Source organism: Bacillus sp. UNC41MFS5, from assembly GCF_000686805.1.
On sequence record NZ_KK366017.1, the window covers coordinates 1,273,417 to 1,288,728 of the forward strand.

16 protein-coding genes are annotated in these 15,312 nt (G+C 40.2%); 15 read left to right on the top strand and 1 reads right to left on the bottom strand.

Annotation, left to right across the window (positions count from 1 at the left end; translation table 11 throughout):
• Positions 1-2 precede the first annotated feature (2 nt).
• Genes BR30_RS0122475 through BR30_RS0122525 form a run of 11 tightly spaced genes read left to right on the top strand, consistent with a single transcriptional unit; the run spans position 3 to position 9,085 of the window.
• A complete protein-coding gene (locus tag BR30_RS0122475; RefSeq protein ID WP_026566963.1) occupies positions 3-1,472 on the top strand; it encodes an adenosylcobinamide amidohydrolase in 1,470 nt (489 codons plus the stop codon).
• Entirely contained in the window at positions 1,466-2,449 is a 984-nt protein-coding gene (gene cbiB / locus BR30_RS0122480) for an adenosylcobinamide-phosphate synthase CbiB (RefSeq protein WP_026566964.1), read from the top strand. The genes BR30_RS0122475 and cbiB overlap by 7 nt, the downstream gene beginning before the upstream one ends.
• Positions 2,406-3,491, top strand: coding sequence for a threonine-phosphate decarboxylase CobD (gene cobD, locus BR30_RS0122485; protein WP_026566965.1), 1,086 nt, complete (start codon positions 2,406-2,408; stop codon positions 3,489-3,491). The genes cbiB and cobD overlap by 44 nt, the downstream gene beginning before the upstream one ends.
• Positions 3,464-4,036: a bifunctional adenosylcobinamide kinase/adenosylcobinamide-phosphate guanylyltransferase gene (locus BR30_RS0122490; RefSeq protein ID WP_026566966.1), complete on the top strand. Its 573-nt coding sequence runs from the start codon at positions 3,464-3,466 to the stop codon at positions 4,034-4,036. Before cobD ends, BR30_RS0122490 begins: the two co-directional genes overlap by 28 nt.
• Positions 4,033-5,538, top strand: coding sequence for a cobyric acid synthase (locus tag BR30_RS0122495; protein ID WP_026566967.1), 1,506 nt, complete (start codon positions 4,033-4,035; stop codon positions 5,536-5,538). The genes BR30_RS0122490 and BR30_RS0122495 overlap by 4 nt, the downstream gene beginning before the upstream one ends.
• Complete coding sequence (cobS, locus tag BR30_RS0122500; RefSeq protein ID WP_026566968.1) at positions 5,538-6,326, top strand: adenosylcobinamide-GDP ribazoletransferase; 789 nt, start codon at positions 5,538-5,540, stop codon at positions 6,324-6,326. Before BR30_RS0122495 ends, cobS begins: the two co-directional genes overlap by 1 nt.
• Entirely contained in the window at positions 6,296-6,895 is a 600-nt protein-coding gene (locus BR30_RS0122505; RefSeq protein ID WP_231507767.1) for a histidine phosphatase family protein, read from the top strand. Before cobS ends, BR30_RS0122505 begins: the two co-directional genes overlap by 31 nt.
• Positions 6,847-7,281: a bifunctional adenosylcobinamide kinase/adenosylcobinamide-phosphate guanylyltransferase gene (locus BR30_RS0122510; protein WP_026566970.1), complete on the top strand. Its 435-nt coding sequence runs from the start codon at positions 6,847-6,849 to the stop codon at positions 7,279-7,281. The genes BR30_RS0122505 and BR30_RS0122510 overlap by 49 nt, the downstream gene beginning before the upstream one ends.
• Before the next feature lie 14 nt (positions 7,282-7,295).
• Entirely contained in the window at positions 7,296-7,880 is a 585-nt protein-coding gene (locus BR30_RS0122515; RefSeq protein ID WP_026566971.1) for a cob(I)yrinic acid a,c-diamide adenosyltransferase, read from the top strand.
• Positions 7,881-8,372, top strand: coding sequence for an ECF transporter S component (locus BR30_RS0122520; protein ID WP_026566972.1), 492 nt, complete (start codon positions 7,881-7,883; stop codon positions 8,370-8,372). It begins immediately after the preceding gene.
• The gene (locus BR30_RS0122525) at positions 8,369-9,085 is read left to right on the top strand and encodes a hypothetical protein (protein WP_026566973.1); all 717 of its coding nucleotides are present in this window, start codon (positions 8,369-8,371) and stop codon (positions 9,083-9,085) included. Before BR30_RS0122520 ends, BR30_RS0122525 begins: the two co-directional genes overlap by 4 nt.
• Before the next feature lie 24 nt (positions 9,086-9,109).
• On the opposite strand, the gene BR30_RS0122530 is transcribed toward BR30_RS0122525, so the two are convergent.
• A complete protein-coding gene (locus BR30_RS0122530; RefSeq protein ID WP_026566974.1) occupies positions 9,110-11,203 on the bottom strand; it encodes a transglycosylase domain-containing protein in 2,094 nt (697 codons plus the stop codon).
• A 217-nt stretch (positions 11,204-11,420) separates the two neighbouring features.
• Between BR30_RS0122530 and BR30_RS0122535 the strand changes: the two genes are divergently transcribed.
• From BR30_RS0122535 to BR30_RS0122550, 4 genes are all read left to right on the top strand, one after another.
• On the top strand, positions 11,421-12,110 hold the full coding sequence (locus BR30_RS0122535) for an ABC transporter ATP-binding protein (RefSeq protein WP_026566975.1): 690 nt from the start codon (positions 11,421-11,423) through the stop codon (positions 12,108-12,110).
• Positions 12,107-13,459: an ABC transporter permease gene (locus BR30_RS0122540; RefSeq protein WP_026566976.1), complete on the top strand. Its 1,353-nt coding sequence runs from the start codon at positions 12,107-12,109 to the stop codon at positions 13,457-13,459. Before BR30_RS0122535 ends, BR30_RS0122540 begins: the two co-directional genes overlap by 4 nt.
• A 103-nt stretch (positions 13,460-13,562) precedes the next feature.
• On the top strand, positions 13,563-13,829 hold the full coding sequence (locus tag BR30_RS0122545) for a phage holin (protein ID WP_026566977.1): 267 nt from the start codon (positions 13,563-13,565) through the stop codon (positions 13,827-13,829).
• A 132-nt stretch (positions 13,830-13,961) separates the two neighbouring features.
• Positions 13,962-15,191 carry an MDR family MFS transporter gene (locus tag BR30_RS0122550; RefSeq protein ID WP_026566978.1) on the top strand — a complete coding sequence of 410 codons (1,230 nt, stop codon included), beginning with the start codon at positions 13,962-13,964 and terminating at the stop codon, positions 15,189-15,191.
• The last annotated feature ends 121 nt before the right edge of the window (positions 15,192-15,312 follow it).

Sequence of the window (15,312 nt, forward strand, 5' to 3'; positions counted from 1 at the left end):
GGATGCTTAGCGTTCAACAGGTTTCTGGTGGATACACGAATGAAGCGGTTCTGGAGGATATTTCTTTTCAAGTGGAAAAGGGAGAACTTTTCGGAATCCTCGGTCCGAATGGGAGTGGGAAAACAACCCTTTTAAAAATGCTAAGCGGCATTTTACCAATCCAAAAAGGTGAGATTCTAATCAACGGAAAACGGCTCCAGCAATACAAGGCAAAACAATTGGCCAAAATAATAGCTGTCCTCTCCCAACATTCAACACAATCTTTCTCTTATACGGTGAAAGAAACCGTTTCGCTCGGGCGTTATGCCCATCAAAAGGGGTTGTTTCAATCCTGGGGACCCGCCGATGAAGTGGTTGTCCAAAGAGTAATGAAGCAAATTGGTGTATCCAGATTCCAAAATAAAAATATTCAGGAGTTATCAGGCGGTGAAAAACAAAGAGTCTTCCTCGCCCAAGCTCTAGCCCAGGAGCCTGAGATCCTTTTATTAGATGAACCTACGAATCATTTAGATTTATCCTACCAGAAGGAATTATTAGATTTCTTAAAACAATGGACATCAGAAAATCGGTTAACGGTCATTTCTATTTTTCATGATTTAAACCTTGCGGGGCTTTATTGTGACCGGCTGCTTCTCCTTGAAGATGGACGGATTAATATCAATCACATTCCTAATGAGGTACTTCGTGAAGAACGAATCAGAGACGTGTACCATACCGACATTCAAAAACACCCTCATCCTAGAGTCCCTGCACCACAGATGGCATTATTGCCAAAAGTAAATCACAAGAATGTCATGTTAATAATTGATGAGTCGAGGTTACATATATCAGAAGAATGGATTGAATTAACTTCCCCCATGCCGTTAAGGACCATGTCCTCAGGAGTAATTGGTTCGGGTACCGGATGGCATCAGACGTTTGTGAATAGACATGTCAACAAGGATTACAGATGTAGTGACCATCGCAGAGAGATGGCCTTATTTCTGAAATCAAAAGGGTTTGAACCGTCGGAAACAGTGGGCATGATGACAGCAGTCATCTTGGAAAATCTCGTTTACAAAAGATATACCGGTACAGGCTTCTCGATATTTGTGGTGGTAACAGCAGGGGTTGGAAATGCGATTGATGCTTCGAAAAGTGAGCTACATTCATTTGAAATGGTACCTGGAACCATCAATACCTGGATTTTTGTCGAAGGAGAGTTAACTGAAGAAGCCTTTATCCAAAGCATCATGACTGCCACTGAAGCAAAGGTTAAGGCAATGCATGATTTAAAGGTAATGGATGAAGTGACCGGAACCTTCGCGACCGGAACCTCGACCGATAGTATTTTAATAGCTGCTACACAAACAGGCTCGGTGCTGGAATTTGCAGGAACGATTACTCCGTTAGGAAAGCTCATCAGCAAAGCTGTTTATCAGTGCACCACAGAAGCGATTCAAAAATCAAGCAAAAGGAAACGAAAATGTTAGTCAATCATTTAGCAGCGATAACAATTGCGTATATTATCGACATGTTTATTGGCGATCCACCCAACTGGCCTCATCCTGTAAAATGGATTGGTACAATGATTTCTTTTTTTGAGAAACGCTTGAATACGGGGAAGTTAAAAAAATGGAAAGGGGTAGGAATGCTCCTTTTTATTTTACTCTTTGTTTATTTCATTGTATTCGGTTTAATTTTGGTAGGTTATCGTGTGCACCCATTTGTTGGGATATTAGTAGAAAGTATCATTATATCAACAACTGTTGCTCAAAAGAGTTTAAAGGGAGCGGCCCTAGAGGTTTATCGACCATTAAGAAAAGGGGAACTTTCTGAAGCGAGGAAAAAACTATCCTATATTGTTGGCCGTGATACTGAAAGCCTTGATGAAGGTGAAATTGCAAGGGGTGCGATTGAAACGGTGGCTGAAAATACAAGTGATGGGGTGACAGCTCCAATGTTTTGGGCATTCATTGGCGGGGCACCACTGGCGATGGTTTATAGAGCCACTAATACATGTGATTCGATGGTGGGCCACAAGAACGATAGATATATAGAGTTTGGCTGGGCTTCTGCAAGATGGGATGATGTGATGAATTGGATTCCTAGTCGATTAACAGGTATGATCATGCTGATCGGAAAACGACCAGAAAAGACAGGATTCAGGCAAGCTTGGATGATTTTGTTCCGTGATGCGAAAAAGCATCCAAGTCCAAACAGCGGATGGGGAGAGGCAGCTGTTGCAGCTATTTTAGGGATCCAGCTAGGCGGTATCAATTATTACAAAGGGATTCGTTCGAACCGCGCAAAAATGGGTGATCCTTTTCAAATGATCCAAGCATCGCATATCCTTGAAGCCAATACTATTCTTTACAGAACGGTCTTTCTATTTTTACTACTATTATGGATAGGGGGAATTTTCCTTGATTTGGCCGTCACATGGATCGAATCCTCAATATTTATATAAAGCTATGGGGTTAGCGCTCCCAAAGGAGTTTCTCGATTTTAGCGCAAATATCAATCCACTTGGTTCACCAACTGCACTGAAGGAAAAGTGGGTAGATTTTTTTCAAGAAATTCATGTGTACCCGGATCCATTTGCCACAAAGCTTACGAACATGATTTCAAAAGCAGAACAGACCGAGAGTAATTCTATTATAATTGGCAATGGCGGAGCAGAACTGATTACACTGCTTGGACGAATGCTTGCTCGCAAAAGAGTCCTCATCGTCGAGCCGACTTTTTCAGAATATGAAGAAGTATGTCGGGCCAATCAATGTGAAATTGTCTATCATCAATTAATGGAGCCAGACTTTACCTTGAATCTAACCGATTTACGATCTAGTCTAGTAGAAGTGGATGCTTTGTTTTTGTGTAACCCTAATAATCCAACCGGCATTCACTATCCTCCGTCAACGATAATCTCAATCGTAGAAGAGTGTGAAAAACGAGATTGTCTCGTCATCTTAGATGAAGCATTTTTTGATTTTTTAATCGAATATGAATCATTTGTTCCATACATAAACAGGTTTTCAAATTTAATCATTATTCGTTCGCTGACAAAGATGTTTGCGATACCAGGAATTCGCTTAGGGTATTTAGTCGCTCAACCAGCGCTGGTCTCAGAACTGAGCAAGCAGCAATCCCATTGGAACACCAATACCATTGCGTTACTAGCAGGGGAGCTTTGTCTTCAAAACGATGCTTTTATTAAAAAGACACAGGAATTTATTGGTCGTGAGCGAAAGAGGCTATTTGCTTTTTTTTATCAAAATAACTATATTGCTTCGTCATCCCACGTAAATTTTTATTTACTACAGGATTCGCTTTTACAGGATCAGTTCTCATTATTTGAGTTTCTTCTTCATCAGGGCATCATCCCACGGCATACATTTAATTTCCCAGGTTTGGAGGGAAGATGGCTGCGTTTTGCGATAAAAGGTTATGAAGAAAATAATCGATTAATGGAGGTGTTAGCTCAATGGCGGCATCAACACTCATCTTCATAACGGGTGGTGTGAGAAGCGGGAAGAGCAGTTTTGCGGAGAGAAAAGCAATAGAAATCGCAAGTAATTCTGGAGGTCGACTTAACTATCTGGCTACGGGTGTTGCTTCTGATTCAGAAATGCAGGAACGAATTGAAAAACACCAACAGGGTCGCTTAGCAGGGGCCTGTCAGTGGAAAACATATGAACAGTCCGTTCAAATAGGGAAGATGGCGGATGAATTTAATGCCGAAGATGTGGTTTTACTAGATTGTCTCACCACACTATTAAATAATGAACTTTTCTCTACTGAGCAAAAATGGGATGAACGGTTTTTAACCACCGTTAAAGATACTATTCTCACTGGGATTACTTCTATAAAGGAACGTGCCGGAACCATGTTAATCGTGAGTAATGAGGTTTTAAATGAATCCTTACTTGGCGAAGAAATGGTGTTTACATATGGCCGTTTACTTGGACAAATCCATCAGTACTTAGTCAGGGAGGCGGACCAAGTGTTCTTAGTGGAAGCAGGGATTCCAATCGTCAGGAAAGGAGCTATATTATGAAAGGAATCATGATTCAAGGGACAGCTTCAGATGTGGGCAAAAGTCTAATCGTAACAGCCCTGTGCCGAATCCTTTCCAACGAGGGAGTAAGGGTCACCCCGTTTAAATCGCAGAACATGTCCAATAACTCTTACGTGACAAGAGACGGAAAGGAGATTGGCAGAGCACAAGGAATTCAGGCAGAGGCTGCTAGAGTAGAGCCTACGGTCTGGATGAATCCAATTCTATTAAAGCCCCGTTCCGCACAGGACGCTGAAATTGTTTATCTAGGGAAAGCGATCGATACCCTTTCAGGGTGCGGGTATCGGGATCACTTTTATGAAAAGGGATTAGCAGTGATTAAGAAATCACTACAGCATCTTGCAGATAAATATGAAGTAGTGGTAATCGAGGGAGCAGGCAGCCCAGTTGAAATTAATTTAAAGGATCGCGAACTTGTTAATATGAAGGTGGCCGAATTGGCGGATATACCAGTTGTCTTGGTTGCTGATATTGATCGTGGCGGCGTGTTTGCCAGTATTGTCGGCACGCTTGATTTACTGGAGCCTAACGAAAGGCAAAGAGTAGTCGGTGTGATAATTAATAAATTTCGCGGCGATCTTAGCTTATTTGAGGATGGCGTTCAGTGGCTCGAAGAGAAAACAGGTGTGCCTGTATTAGGTGTATTGCCGTTTGTGGAAAATCATATGATCGATGGCGAGGACTCATTATCGATCATGACCCAATTTGCCTCTCCGAAAAAAAGGACACTAGATATTGCTGTCATCCACCTCCCGTTTATTTCAAATTATAGTGACTTGGAGCCATTCTTATTTGAAGAAGATGTGACAATCCGCTGGGTCAAACATGCAAGTGAATTCGGACAACCGGATGCAATTATCATACCTGGTACAAAAAGTACCATCAGTGACCTGCAAAATATACGAGAAAACCAGTTAGATATTTTAATCAAAAAACATGTGGCAAATGGCGGTTTTATTGTAGGAATCTGTGGTGGGTACCAAATTCTCGGCGAAGAATTGATTGATAAAGCAGGCAGAGACACAAACATACCGAACTACAATGTTAAAGGATTAAGAATAATCCCAGCGATTACTACTTTTTATCAAGAGAAGGAAACGCATCGTGTCAATGCTCAGTATCACCAAGCTACTGGATTGCCTGCAAATCAACGGCTAGAGGGCTATGAAATCCATCTAGGAAAGACTAACTTCTCTAATGAGGCCATACCGTTTTTAACCTTAGCCAATGGAGAAGAAGATGGTTATTTTGGAAATGACGGTCAAATCATTGGCACATATCTTCATCATCTTTTTCATAATGATGAGTGGAGGAATCAATGGTTAAATATGATTCGGAAAAACAATGGGCTACCGATCCAAGGAATCCAATCGATAAGCGAGTTTAAAGATAAAAGATTTGATTTTTTAGCAAATGAGATGAAAAGTCACATAAAATGGGATCTAATGGAAAAGCTCATCCATCAATGGGGTTCAAAATGATGAAGTTCTGGAAAGGTTTTTTAATAGATCTTCAATTTTTTACGGCCATCCCAATCAGATTAGAATTGCCAATGGACCAGGAACATCTTAAAAAGGCAGTGCAAGCATTCCCGTTAGTAGGATTAATGCAAGGGATTATTTATTCAGTGGTTTTATATCTTTGTTTGGAATTTACTCCTTTTAGCCATCTTGCTTCAGCCTTCTTGCTATGGCTGGCAACAATTCTCTTGACGGGAGGAATCCATCTCGATGGCTGGATGGATGCGAGTGATGCATTTTTTTCCTATCAAGATCAGGGGAAAAGGCTTGAAATCATGAAGGACCCTAGAACAGGTGCTTTTGGCGTTCTGTCTATTTTGATTTTATTAAGCTGTCGATTTCTATTTATTTATGAAAGTATAGCGAATGTAGAAAACGTACTATATATCATGATTGCACTAATTCCGTTTTTAAGTAAAAATGTCATGGGAGTTCTGTTGTTAACAGTAAGGGCCGCCAAAAATGAGGGACTCGGCACATTGTTCCAAAATGCGGCGAAACCGCAGTCTCTTTGGCCGTATCCGATTTACTTAGTCTGTCTACTTATTTTAATTAGTTTTTTAAATAAGGAATTATTCATAATAGGTTTATTAATTCTGATTGCAGCCTGCTGTATATTTCTGTTTCGTCGGAAAGCTATGAACTGGTTTGGCGGTATTACCGGGGATGTCTTAGGGGGTGCTGTGGAAGGGACTGAGTTACTACTGTGGATGACCGTGTGGTTATTGCATTATTCCGTCATGGTGTAACCGAAGAAAATAAACGGAAAGCCTATTTGGGCTGGAATGATTCCCCCTTATCTCCTGAAACAAAGGATCTGGTCATTTCAAAAAGTTATGAGCATTATTATTCTAGTGATTTGCAAAGATGTGTTCTAACAGGAGAAAGATTATTTTCAAATGCTAGTATAAAGCTTGTCAAAGAATTACGAGAAATGAATTTCGGGCAATGGGAAGGGAAAACGTACGAAGAGTTAAAAGAAAATGTTCATTATCGCAACTGGCTGAAAGCTCCTACTATACATCTTCCGCCGGAAGGAGAATCATATCATGAATTCACCAGGAGGGTTGATTCTGGCTGGACTAAAATTACCGACGAGCTTCTTACGTCAAACTTTAAGAGCTGTGCGGTAATTACTCATGGCGGAGTGATCCGCTATCTGTTATCAAGGTATGCACCGGCCAAAAAAGAATTTTGGGCGTGGCAAGTAAATCATGATCAAGGGTACGAACTCATTTTTGAAAGAGAATCACTAAGGAGAGGTGAACGATGCATTTTATTATTGGAGGTGCCTTTAACGGCAAAAGGGCATGGGTAAAGAATACCTATAGCCGTTTCGAGAATAAACATTGGGTTTCAGCTTACGATGGCCACTCTCTCCCGATAAATCTAATTGATTTCGACCAGGGCGTGGTGATACTTGAAGGAGTAGAAATTTGGCTGAAAGATTTAACAGTGACATTCGATGCCGATAAGTGTCGGGAGATCTGGGCAAATTGTTTAGAGGAATGGAACACTTGGGAAAATACAGCCGAACATCGCAAATTAATTGTGATTGGAACTGATATAACCAAAGGAATTGTTCCAATGGAGGTAGAAAATAGACGATGGCGGGATGTAACCGGTTGGGCATATCAAGATATCGCCTCCAAAGCAGAAAAAGTTGACGTCATATGGTACGGATTAAACCAAACTTTAAAGTAAAGGGGAATATGACAATGAGAATTTACACAAGAACAGGTGACAAAGGAAAAACAAGCATCATCGGTGGACGGGTAGATAAAGATGACACCCGTGTTGAAGCATACGGTACCGTGGACGAAGTCAATTGCTTTGTCGGTCAGGCCATTCAAGAACTGGACCCAAATCTATTTAAGGACGTGCTGGCAGATCTTGAAAAAATCCAACATGAATTATTTGATTGTGGCGGGGACCTTGCAAATGTGACGGCAAAGCGGGAATTAAAACTTCACCAAGAATCGATTGATTATCTTGAAAAGAAAATCGATGAGTACATTGAAGAAGCGCCTGAGTTAGAGCGATTTATTTTACCAGGAGGAACCAAACCATCAGCTTCCATTCATATCGCTAGAACAGTGACAAGACGAGCAGAACGATTAGTTGTTAAGTTAGTAAAAGCTGATCCGAAAACATCTGAAATAGCCTTGATGTACCTTAACCGACTGTCAGATTATTTCTTTGCACTGGCAAGAGTGATTAACTTCCGCTTACAGGTCAGCGATGTAGAATATGTTCGCAGTGCGAATGTGTTCAGGGATGGGAAGCGTAAGGAGGAAAAGTAAATGAAAGGAAAATGGGTTAGTGGACTGGCGATGTTAACGGCACTGTCTGTGGTCGGAGCTATGATAAAGATTCCAGCTATTGTCGGAAGCGTCGCGTTGGATGCATTCCCTGCACTTTTGGCAGCAGTTTTGTTTGGAGCAGGGGCAGGTGCAATAGTGGGGGCATTTGGGCATCTACTATCGGCATTAATCGGTGGGTTCCCATTAGGGCCCATGCACTTTTTAATAGCTGTCGAAATGGCTGTGCTGGTTTGGGTTTTTGGGCGCATGTATAAAAATAATAAAATTTTTGCAGGTGTTGTTTTCATCATTGGAAACTCATTGGTTGCCCCGTTACCATTTATTTATTTAATGAATCTAGGATTTTATTTGGGGATTATTCCTTCCTTACTCATTGGTTCCATCATCAATACAGTCATCGCAATGGTTGCAATTCCACGACTAACTTCTCTCGTAAAACATGGATTACCCAATCGGGATGTCAAACAATGAGGGATATCGTAACCATTCCTTTTAGCGGTGGGGACTCCCTCATTATTACTTGTGATAATAGCGGAGCCATTGGAATGAAGGAGCAAGACCATGTTCATGTACCATATGAAATCGTAGCTTATTATGCATTCAGAGTTGCCGCGATGGAATGTATCGCAGCAGGAGGGGAGCCTATTTCAGTACTACTTCATAACTTTTGCGGAAATGAACCATGGGATGAGCTAGTTGGAGGGATCGAAAAGGGGCTTTCCGAACTAGAGTTGTCAGGAGTAAGTATTTCTGGAAGTACAGAAAGTAACTTTCAGCTTCTGCAATCTGCGGTTGGGGTGGTTGTTCTTGGCAAAAAATCACCTGCTAAAATAACCGACCAAACTTTCTCAGAACAATTGAAATTGGCTGTTGTTGGTTTATCGCTAGTTGGAGATGAAGTGATCGAACAAAAGGATCAGGTTGCACCTCTATCGATATTCAAAGAGGTCAGCAAGATTAAGGATATTATGCTATGGCCGGTTGGTTCTAAAGGGATTCTGTATGAACTCAATCAAATGTTTCCTAATGAAAAGATAACACATGACAGGGTGAGCACTACTGTTGATATAATCAAATCAGCTGGCCCATCCACCTGTTTCATGGCGTGTTTTCAACCCGATCAGGAAGAAATCCTCCGAAATATCACGGGGGACTTGTTCCATACCTTAGAAATAAAAAAATAGCACCGACATTGGTGCTATTTTTTATTACTGCTGAATTCTTTCAATGAGAGAATTAACTCCCTTGCCAACCTTATATAAAACTTGATCCAACTTTTCTTTCCAACCTGGAGCATTTTCTTTGATTGTTTGCCCGATTTTCTGAGCATTTTCATTTAATTCCTTGCTAATTTTCTTCGCCTGTTCTTTGATATTGACCTTTGAAGTGCTTTTACCTGCGAGTTGATCATTGATCGAAACAACCTCAAAACGCTCTTTAGGAAGATGTTGCACAGATTTCTTCATAATCTCCTTAAATATAGGCACCACATTGGCAGAACTTGGACTTGGCAAGTAATGTTCTCGGTCGGTTTGGTCAAACCCTATCCAGATGGCGCCAACCAAATTTGGTGTATACCCAACCATCCATTGGTCCTTCGTTCCACTAATATCATTATATGGTAACTGGGTCGACCCCGTTTTTCCAGCAATTTGCACATCAGGAATTCGGGCGCGCCTAGCAGTACCTGTTTCAACAACGTTTAAAAGCATTGATGTCATTTCATCCGTGACATCTTCTGATGTAACTTTTGTGGTTTTTGCTTCATGCTCCGCAATCACATTTCCAGTGGGGCCGACTATCTTAGTAATTAAATGACTGTCTTCCCGCTTTCCGCCATTCGGGAAAGCTGAAAAGGCGTTAGCCATTTGAAGGGGGGAGACCCCTGTACTCATCCCGCCCAGTGCAATGGCTAGGTTCTTATCTGCTTTTTCCACAGGGATACCGAACTTCTTCAAGGAATCGATCCCCTTATTTAAGCCAATCTCATTTAACAACCATACTGCTGGGATATTTAGCGACTTCTCTAGCGCTTTATACATTTCAACTTTTCCTTCATAGGTCTTTGAAAAATTCTCTGGCTTGTAGTTTCCGAAGTTGGTTGGTTTATCAACAAGTTCAGATGAGTATTTATATCCTTCTTCAAGGGCAGGTGTATAAACGGCCAGTGGTTTAATAGACGACCCTGGCTGTGCGCGTAATTGAGTTGCTCTGTTAAAGCCTCGGAATATATGCTCACCGCGTCCGCCAACTAGGGCACTCACTCCGCCTGTAGCAGGATCCATTAGAACAGAGCCACTTTGAACAAGTTTCCCCCCTTTACTACGAGGGAACAAGTAGTCTTCACTATATACTTTTTCAAGTTCAGATTGAAGATTTTGATCCATCGCGGTGTAGAGTCGATAGCCTCTAGTTAGGATTTCTTCTTGAGTTAAACCATATTTATTAATTGCTTCATTCAGGACCGCATCCACATAATATGGATATTTTCTTTCCACATTGCTACCGCCGCCATCCTTAAGGCGGATTTTTTCTTTTTTCGCTTTGTTATATTGCGAACTAGTAATCATCCCTAGTTCTTTCATTTTACTTAAAACAGTATTTCTTCTTTTCATGGCTAAATCATAGTTGTTATAGGGATCTAGGTAATTCGGTGAATGTAGCAATCCAGCAAGCATAGCCGCTTCACTGACAGTAACATCTTTGATATTTTTATCAAAGTATTTTTTTGATGCATTGCTGATACCCCAGGACCCGCTCCCAAAATAAACCTGATTAAGGTACATTTGCAAAATCTCGTTTTTGGAATAAACCTCTTCGATTTTTACCGCTAAAAAAAGTTCCTCCGCTTTTCGCTTATAGGTTCGTTCCGGTGACAAGAGGGCATTCTTCGTTAACTGCTGGGTTAACGTACTGCCGCCGCCGGTGATCCTGCCCGCAAACAAGTTACTGAAAAAGGCACGAGCAATCCCCTTAATATCAAAGCCGCCATGCTCATAGAATCGTTCATCTTCGATTGCCACGACGGCATTTGGGACATACTTTGGCAGTTCCTCGATTTTTATACCTTTGGTTCGATTGGTGGCAACATTACTTGCGATTTTCCCTTTTTTATCATAAATAACGGTCGGTTGACTGAGCCCTTGCTTCAGTGATTCTACATTCGCTCTCATCGCAATCCAGCCAAAGTAGAGAATGGTTGATAAAACAACGACTAGGATTATTAATAATAATATTTGTGTTAAATGTTTATTTTTCCAGAAACGAACAATCTTTTCCCAATAAGGATGCAATTTCTCCATGTGATCTCCTTACTTTCAATAAGTAATTTTCAATTCATTATAAATATTATCAATTAAAAAGACTAGTAAAAACACATATAGCAAGTAATATTCCCATATGTAACCAAAAAAACTTAAGAGACGTCTAACAGTTGTAAAAAAATATATAAACATTGTAGGGGTAAACCGAGTTTGCTTCGTCTATTATGATGAAGTGATTGGGAAACAGGAGGAAATTATGATAACAATAAAAAACCTAAGCCATGATTTTGTGATTGGAAAAAAAGGACGACAAACGATCATTCCAGTACTTAGAGATATTTCTTTTAGTGTTGAGAAGGGTGAAATCGTCACTATTGTTGGTAGAAGCGGGTCTGGAAAATCGACGCTCCTTAACTTAGTTAGTGGTTTCATTCATCCAAAAGTGGGTGAAATTTGGATTAGCGGGGAAAAAGTTTCAGATTTAAATGAATCAAAATTTGCTGACTTTCGGATTAATCATCTGGGATTTATTTTTCAGAGCTTTCAATTGATACCGAGCATGACTGCTTTTCAAAATGTGGAATTGCCGTTGATATTAAAAGGTGTAAATGAAAAGGAAAGAAAAATGCAAACCGAAAGTATGCTTCAAAAAGTGGGATTACTAGATTACCAGGATCATTATCCTGGAGAACTATCTGGCGGGCAGCAACAGCGGGTAAGTATCGCCCGGGCCTTAATTGTCAATCCCCCGATTATTCTTGCTGATGAACCAACGGGCAGTCTTGATAGTGAAACTGAAGAAGAGTTATTACTATTTATTAAGGAATTGAATAGGGACTTAGGAATTACGTTTTTAATTATCACCCATGATGATAAGGTAGCCGATATCGGTAACCGTAAAATAGAATTAAAAGATGGACGCATTGCCGAGGAGGTGTTGGTATGAAGCTAAGAGACCAATTTCGCTTCGTCCGCCAGAATATGAAGAAAAATAGAACAAGAGTATATATGACGATACTTGCAACCGCAATGGGTTGTGCCTTCTTAATTGTGCTCGCCTCTGTAGGATTTGGTTTACAGAAATCAGTGGTCAAGGAGATCACAGAACGGAGGGTCATAACCCAAATTGATGTTCATGGCAAAGAATCAAAGGACCAAGGTGTGTATCGGCCATTAAATGACAAAGATGTCCAATTGTTTGAAAGGATAAACGATGTTAAAGCAGTGACAAGAAGGAAAATGTTACAGCAGGAAGGTGATTTTACGATTGGGAAATATCAAGAATCGGCTCCAACCTTTGTGGCAAATTTTTCGGCTGAAATAAAAGCTGGTTTTGAATTATCTGAGGGCCGTTTACCAAAGGGGAAAAATGAAGTGGTCATTGGCTATAATTTCTTAACTAACCTTGCTGACAAGGATGCGGGCGATGAACTGTATGATGAAAAGGGGCAGATTAAAGCTGAGTATCTTTATAAAGGAGAATTACTTGGAAAAGACATTGTATTAACAGTCCGACAGTTTAAAGACGGAAAACAAATAGAAAAAATGATCCCATTAAAAGTAGTGGGTATCTCTAAAAAGCCAACAAAAGAATGGGCCCAGGATAGTAGTGTCTTTATTTCCGATAAGATGTTAACTGAAATTGAGAGGTTTACGGGGACACCAAAAGGTTACATGTTGGATGTAAATACAAAAGAGGTACCAGACGATCTTGTGAATAATAAAAATACTTATGATGAAGTAAAAATTTATGCTAAAAACATGGAAGCAGTCCAAAGTATATCTGATCATTTAAAAGAAAAGAATTATGCTACATATTCTGTTGTCAATGAACTAAAAGAGGTAAACATGGTGTTTATGATTGCAAAGGCTGGCCTTATATTTATTGGTACGATTGCTATTCTCATTGCTTCCATTGGTATTTACAATACAATGACGATGGCGGTGACCGAGCGGGCCCCTGATATCGGAATCATGAAAGCAATCGGTGCCAACCCGAAAACCATTAAACGAATCTTTCTGCTAGAAAGCAGTTATATTGGGCTAATCGGTGCCCTGATTGGTACGATTGTTTCTTATGGGATTAGCTATACGGTTAACTTTGCGATTCCCTTAATTATCAAACAAGCTTTTGGCCAAGAGACGGATTTGAACCTGATTTTTAGTGATATTCCACTTGTATTACCAATTATTTGTGTGGTGATTTGTTACGGTGTGACAATCATTTCAGGATTGCGCCCAGCACAGCGTGCAACAAAGGTTGATGTCTTAAAAGCAATGCGGAGAGAAGTCTAATGAGGTAAAAAAACATAACGATGATATTAGCGGACAACCATTCCCTTGGCCATGCATATGTTAATAGAAAGAATATTAACATTTTAGGAAAGGGAAGAGGTAGATGATTAACTGGAAAGTACGATTAAAAAACCGGAACTGGGTAATCGCATTTGTATCTCAAATTATGATTATTGCTCAAATGGTGTTAGCGTGTTTAAATTCTTTTGGAATTATTGATTTTCAACTTACGGATGCCATACAGAATGGTGTATTAACCTTCTTGAATGCTGTGTTTGTTTTGTTGTCGATGCTAGGGATGGTACAGGATCCAACCACAAAGGGTTATGGTGACAGTGAACGAGCGCTAACATACAAAGATCCAAACTAATGGTATTTTAGTCAGTTCCATAACGGAACTGGCTTTTTTGTTCTTAGAACAGTGAGAAAATTCTTTACATTAGCCATACAAATTGTTTTACTAGATATTGACAAAAAAAATTGTGAGAGGCCGTACATATATATGGTAAAAATAAAAAGCTATATCGGACAATTTCACCCAATCGTGTGGGTTTTATTAGTTGGAACCGTTTTATCAAGAGGCGCTTCTTTTATGACTCTTCCTTTCCTATCTATCTATTTATCTAGGCATATGGAACTGTCGCCAATCGTCATCGGCTTAACCGTTGGGATGAGTCCATTAATGGCAACTGTTGGTGGTTTTATTGGCGGTCATTTATCAGATCGATTTGGACGTAAACCTGTCATGCTCATCTCATTGTTTACAGTAGCACTTGTTTATTATGGGTTTACGGCGGCGAATGGTGAGGGCTGGTTTATCCTTTTAAACGCATTAAACGGACTGTGCAACTCGTTTTTTGAGCCAACCGCTCAAGCCTTAATGGCAGATTTAACCGATAAGGAAAAGCGGATGAAGGTATATTCCTTACGATATACTGCCATGAATATTGGGGCATCGGTAGGTCCGCTAGTTGGAGCCTACTTAGCTAGTACATCAGCAAAGTTATCGTTTGCAATAACCGGAACCACCTATTTATTGTATGCAATGGTGTTGGTGATCCTAATGAAGAAGCTTGTCTTAACAAAGCCAGGACAAAGCAAAAAGGGTGTCTCCTTTGGTGCTGCATTTAAAATTATTAGAACTGATAAAGCATTAAGGTATCTAATCATTGGTATTATTTTAGTCAACATGGGCTATGTTCAAATTGATTCCAACCTGCCGCAAATACTTGAAGGTGCAGTAGAAAATGGAATTGTCATTTTTTCAACGCTGATTACAATAAATGCAGTAATGGTTGTTTTCCTGCAAATGCCCATTAGTCATGTTGCTGAGAAGTTCAGGCTAATGCAGGTAATGGTTGTCGGAGCTGTATTTATGGCAGCAGGATTAGTCGCCTTCAGTTTTGTAAACGGCTGGGGTACTGCCATTCTGGCAATCGTGTTCTTAACAATTGGTGAAATATTAATTTTTCCATCCAACAGCATGATGATTGATCAACTGGCACCCGAGCATTTGCGTGGCACTTATTTCGGTGCAGCACAATTCCGGAAGATCGGAAACTTTTTAGGTCCTATTATCGGCGGCTTTCTTCTCAGTCAGTTTCAAGGCCAAATCATGTTTTGGGTTCTTACCATCACAACCTTGGGTAGTGTGGTTTTCTTCTTGGCAGGAAATAAATTTTATATAGACACAAAAGTGCCTCATAATAAAAAAACTACAAAATTTACCTAATAGTCCACAATTTAGTGAGTATTTGCTAAAATAAGAATATCCAGATAGTTCCATGGTGAACTGCGCATGATTTTGATCGTACTTTTCAGAGGTTTTTCGAATATGTTTAATCATCTGTTTG

Coding starts and splice junctions, on each gene's coding strand:
- BR30_RS0122475 (WP_026566963.1), top strand. CDS start 3: ATGCTTAGCGTTCAACAGGTTTCTGGTGGATACACGAATGAAGCGGTT.
- cbiB (WP_026566964.1), top strand. CDS start 1,466: ATGTTAGTCAATCATTTAGCAGCGATAACAATTGCGTATATTATCGAC.
- BR30_RS0122490 (WP_026566966.1), top strand. CDS start 3,464: ATGGCGGCATCAACACTCATCTTCATAACGGGTGGTGTGAGAAGCGGG.
- BR30_RS0122495 (WP_026566967.1), top strand. CDS start 4,033: ATGAAAGGAATCATGATTCAAGGGACAGCTTCAGATGTGGGCAAAAGT.
- cobS (WP_026566968.1), top strand. CDS start 5,538: ATGAAGTTCTGGAAAGGTTTTTTAATAGATCTTCAATTTTTTACGGCC.
- BR30_RS0122510 (WP_026566970.1), top strand. CDS start 6,847: ATGCATTTTATTATTGGAGGTGCCTTTAACGGCAAAAGGGCATGGGTA.
- BR30_RS0122515 (WP_026566971.1), top strand. CDS start 7,296: ATGAGAATTTACACAAGAACAGGTGACAAAGGAAAAACAAGCATCATC.
- BR30_RS0122520 (WP_026566972.1), top strand. CDS start 7,881: ATGAAAGGAAAATGGGTTAGTGGACTGGCGATGTTAACGGCACTGTCT.
- BR30_RS0122525 (WP_026566973.1), top strand. CDS start 8,369: ATGAGGGATATCGTAACCATTCCTTTTAGCGGTGGGGACTCCCTCATT.
- BR30_RS0122530 (WP_026566974.1), bottom strand. CDS start 11,203: ATGGAGAAATTGCATCCTTATTGGGAAAAGATTGTTCGTTTCTGGAAA.
- BR30_RS0122535 (WP_026566975.1), top strand. CDS start 11,421: ATGATAACAATAAAAAACCTAAGCCATGATTTTGTGATTGGAAAAAAA.
- BR30_RS0122540 (WP_026566976.1), top strand. CDS start 12,107: ATGAAGCTAAGAGACCAATTTCGCTTCGTCCGCCAGAATATGAAGAAA.
- BR30_RS0122545 (WP_026566977.1), top strand. CDS start 13,563: ATGATTAACTGGAAAGTACGATTAAAAAACCGGAACTGGGTAATCGCA.
- BR30_RS0122550 (WP_026566978.1), top strand. CDS start 13,962: ATGGTAAAAATAAAAAGCTATATCGGACAATTTCACCCAATCGTGTGG.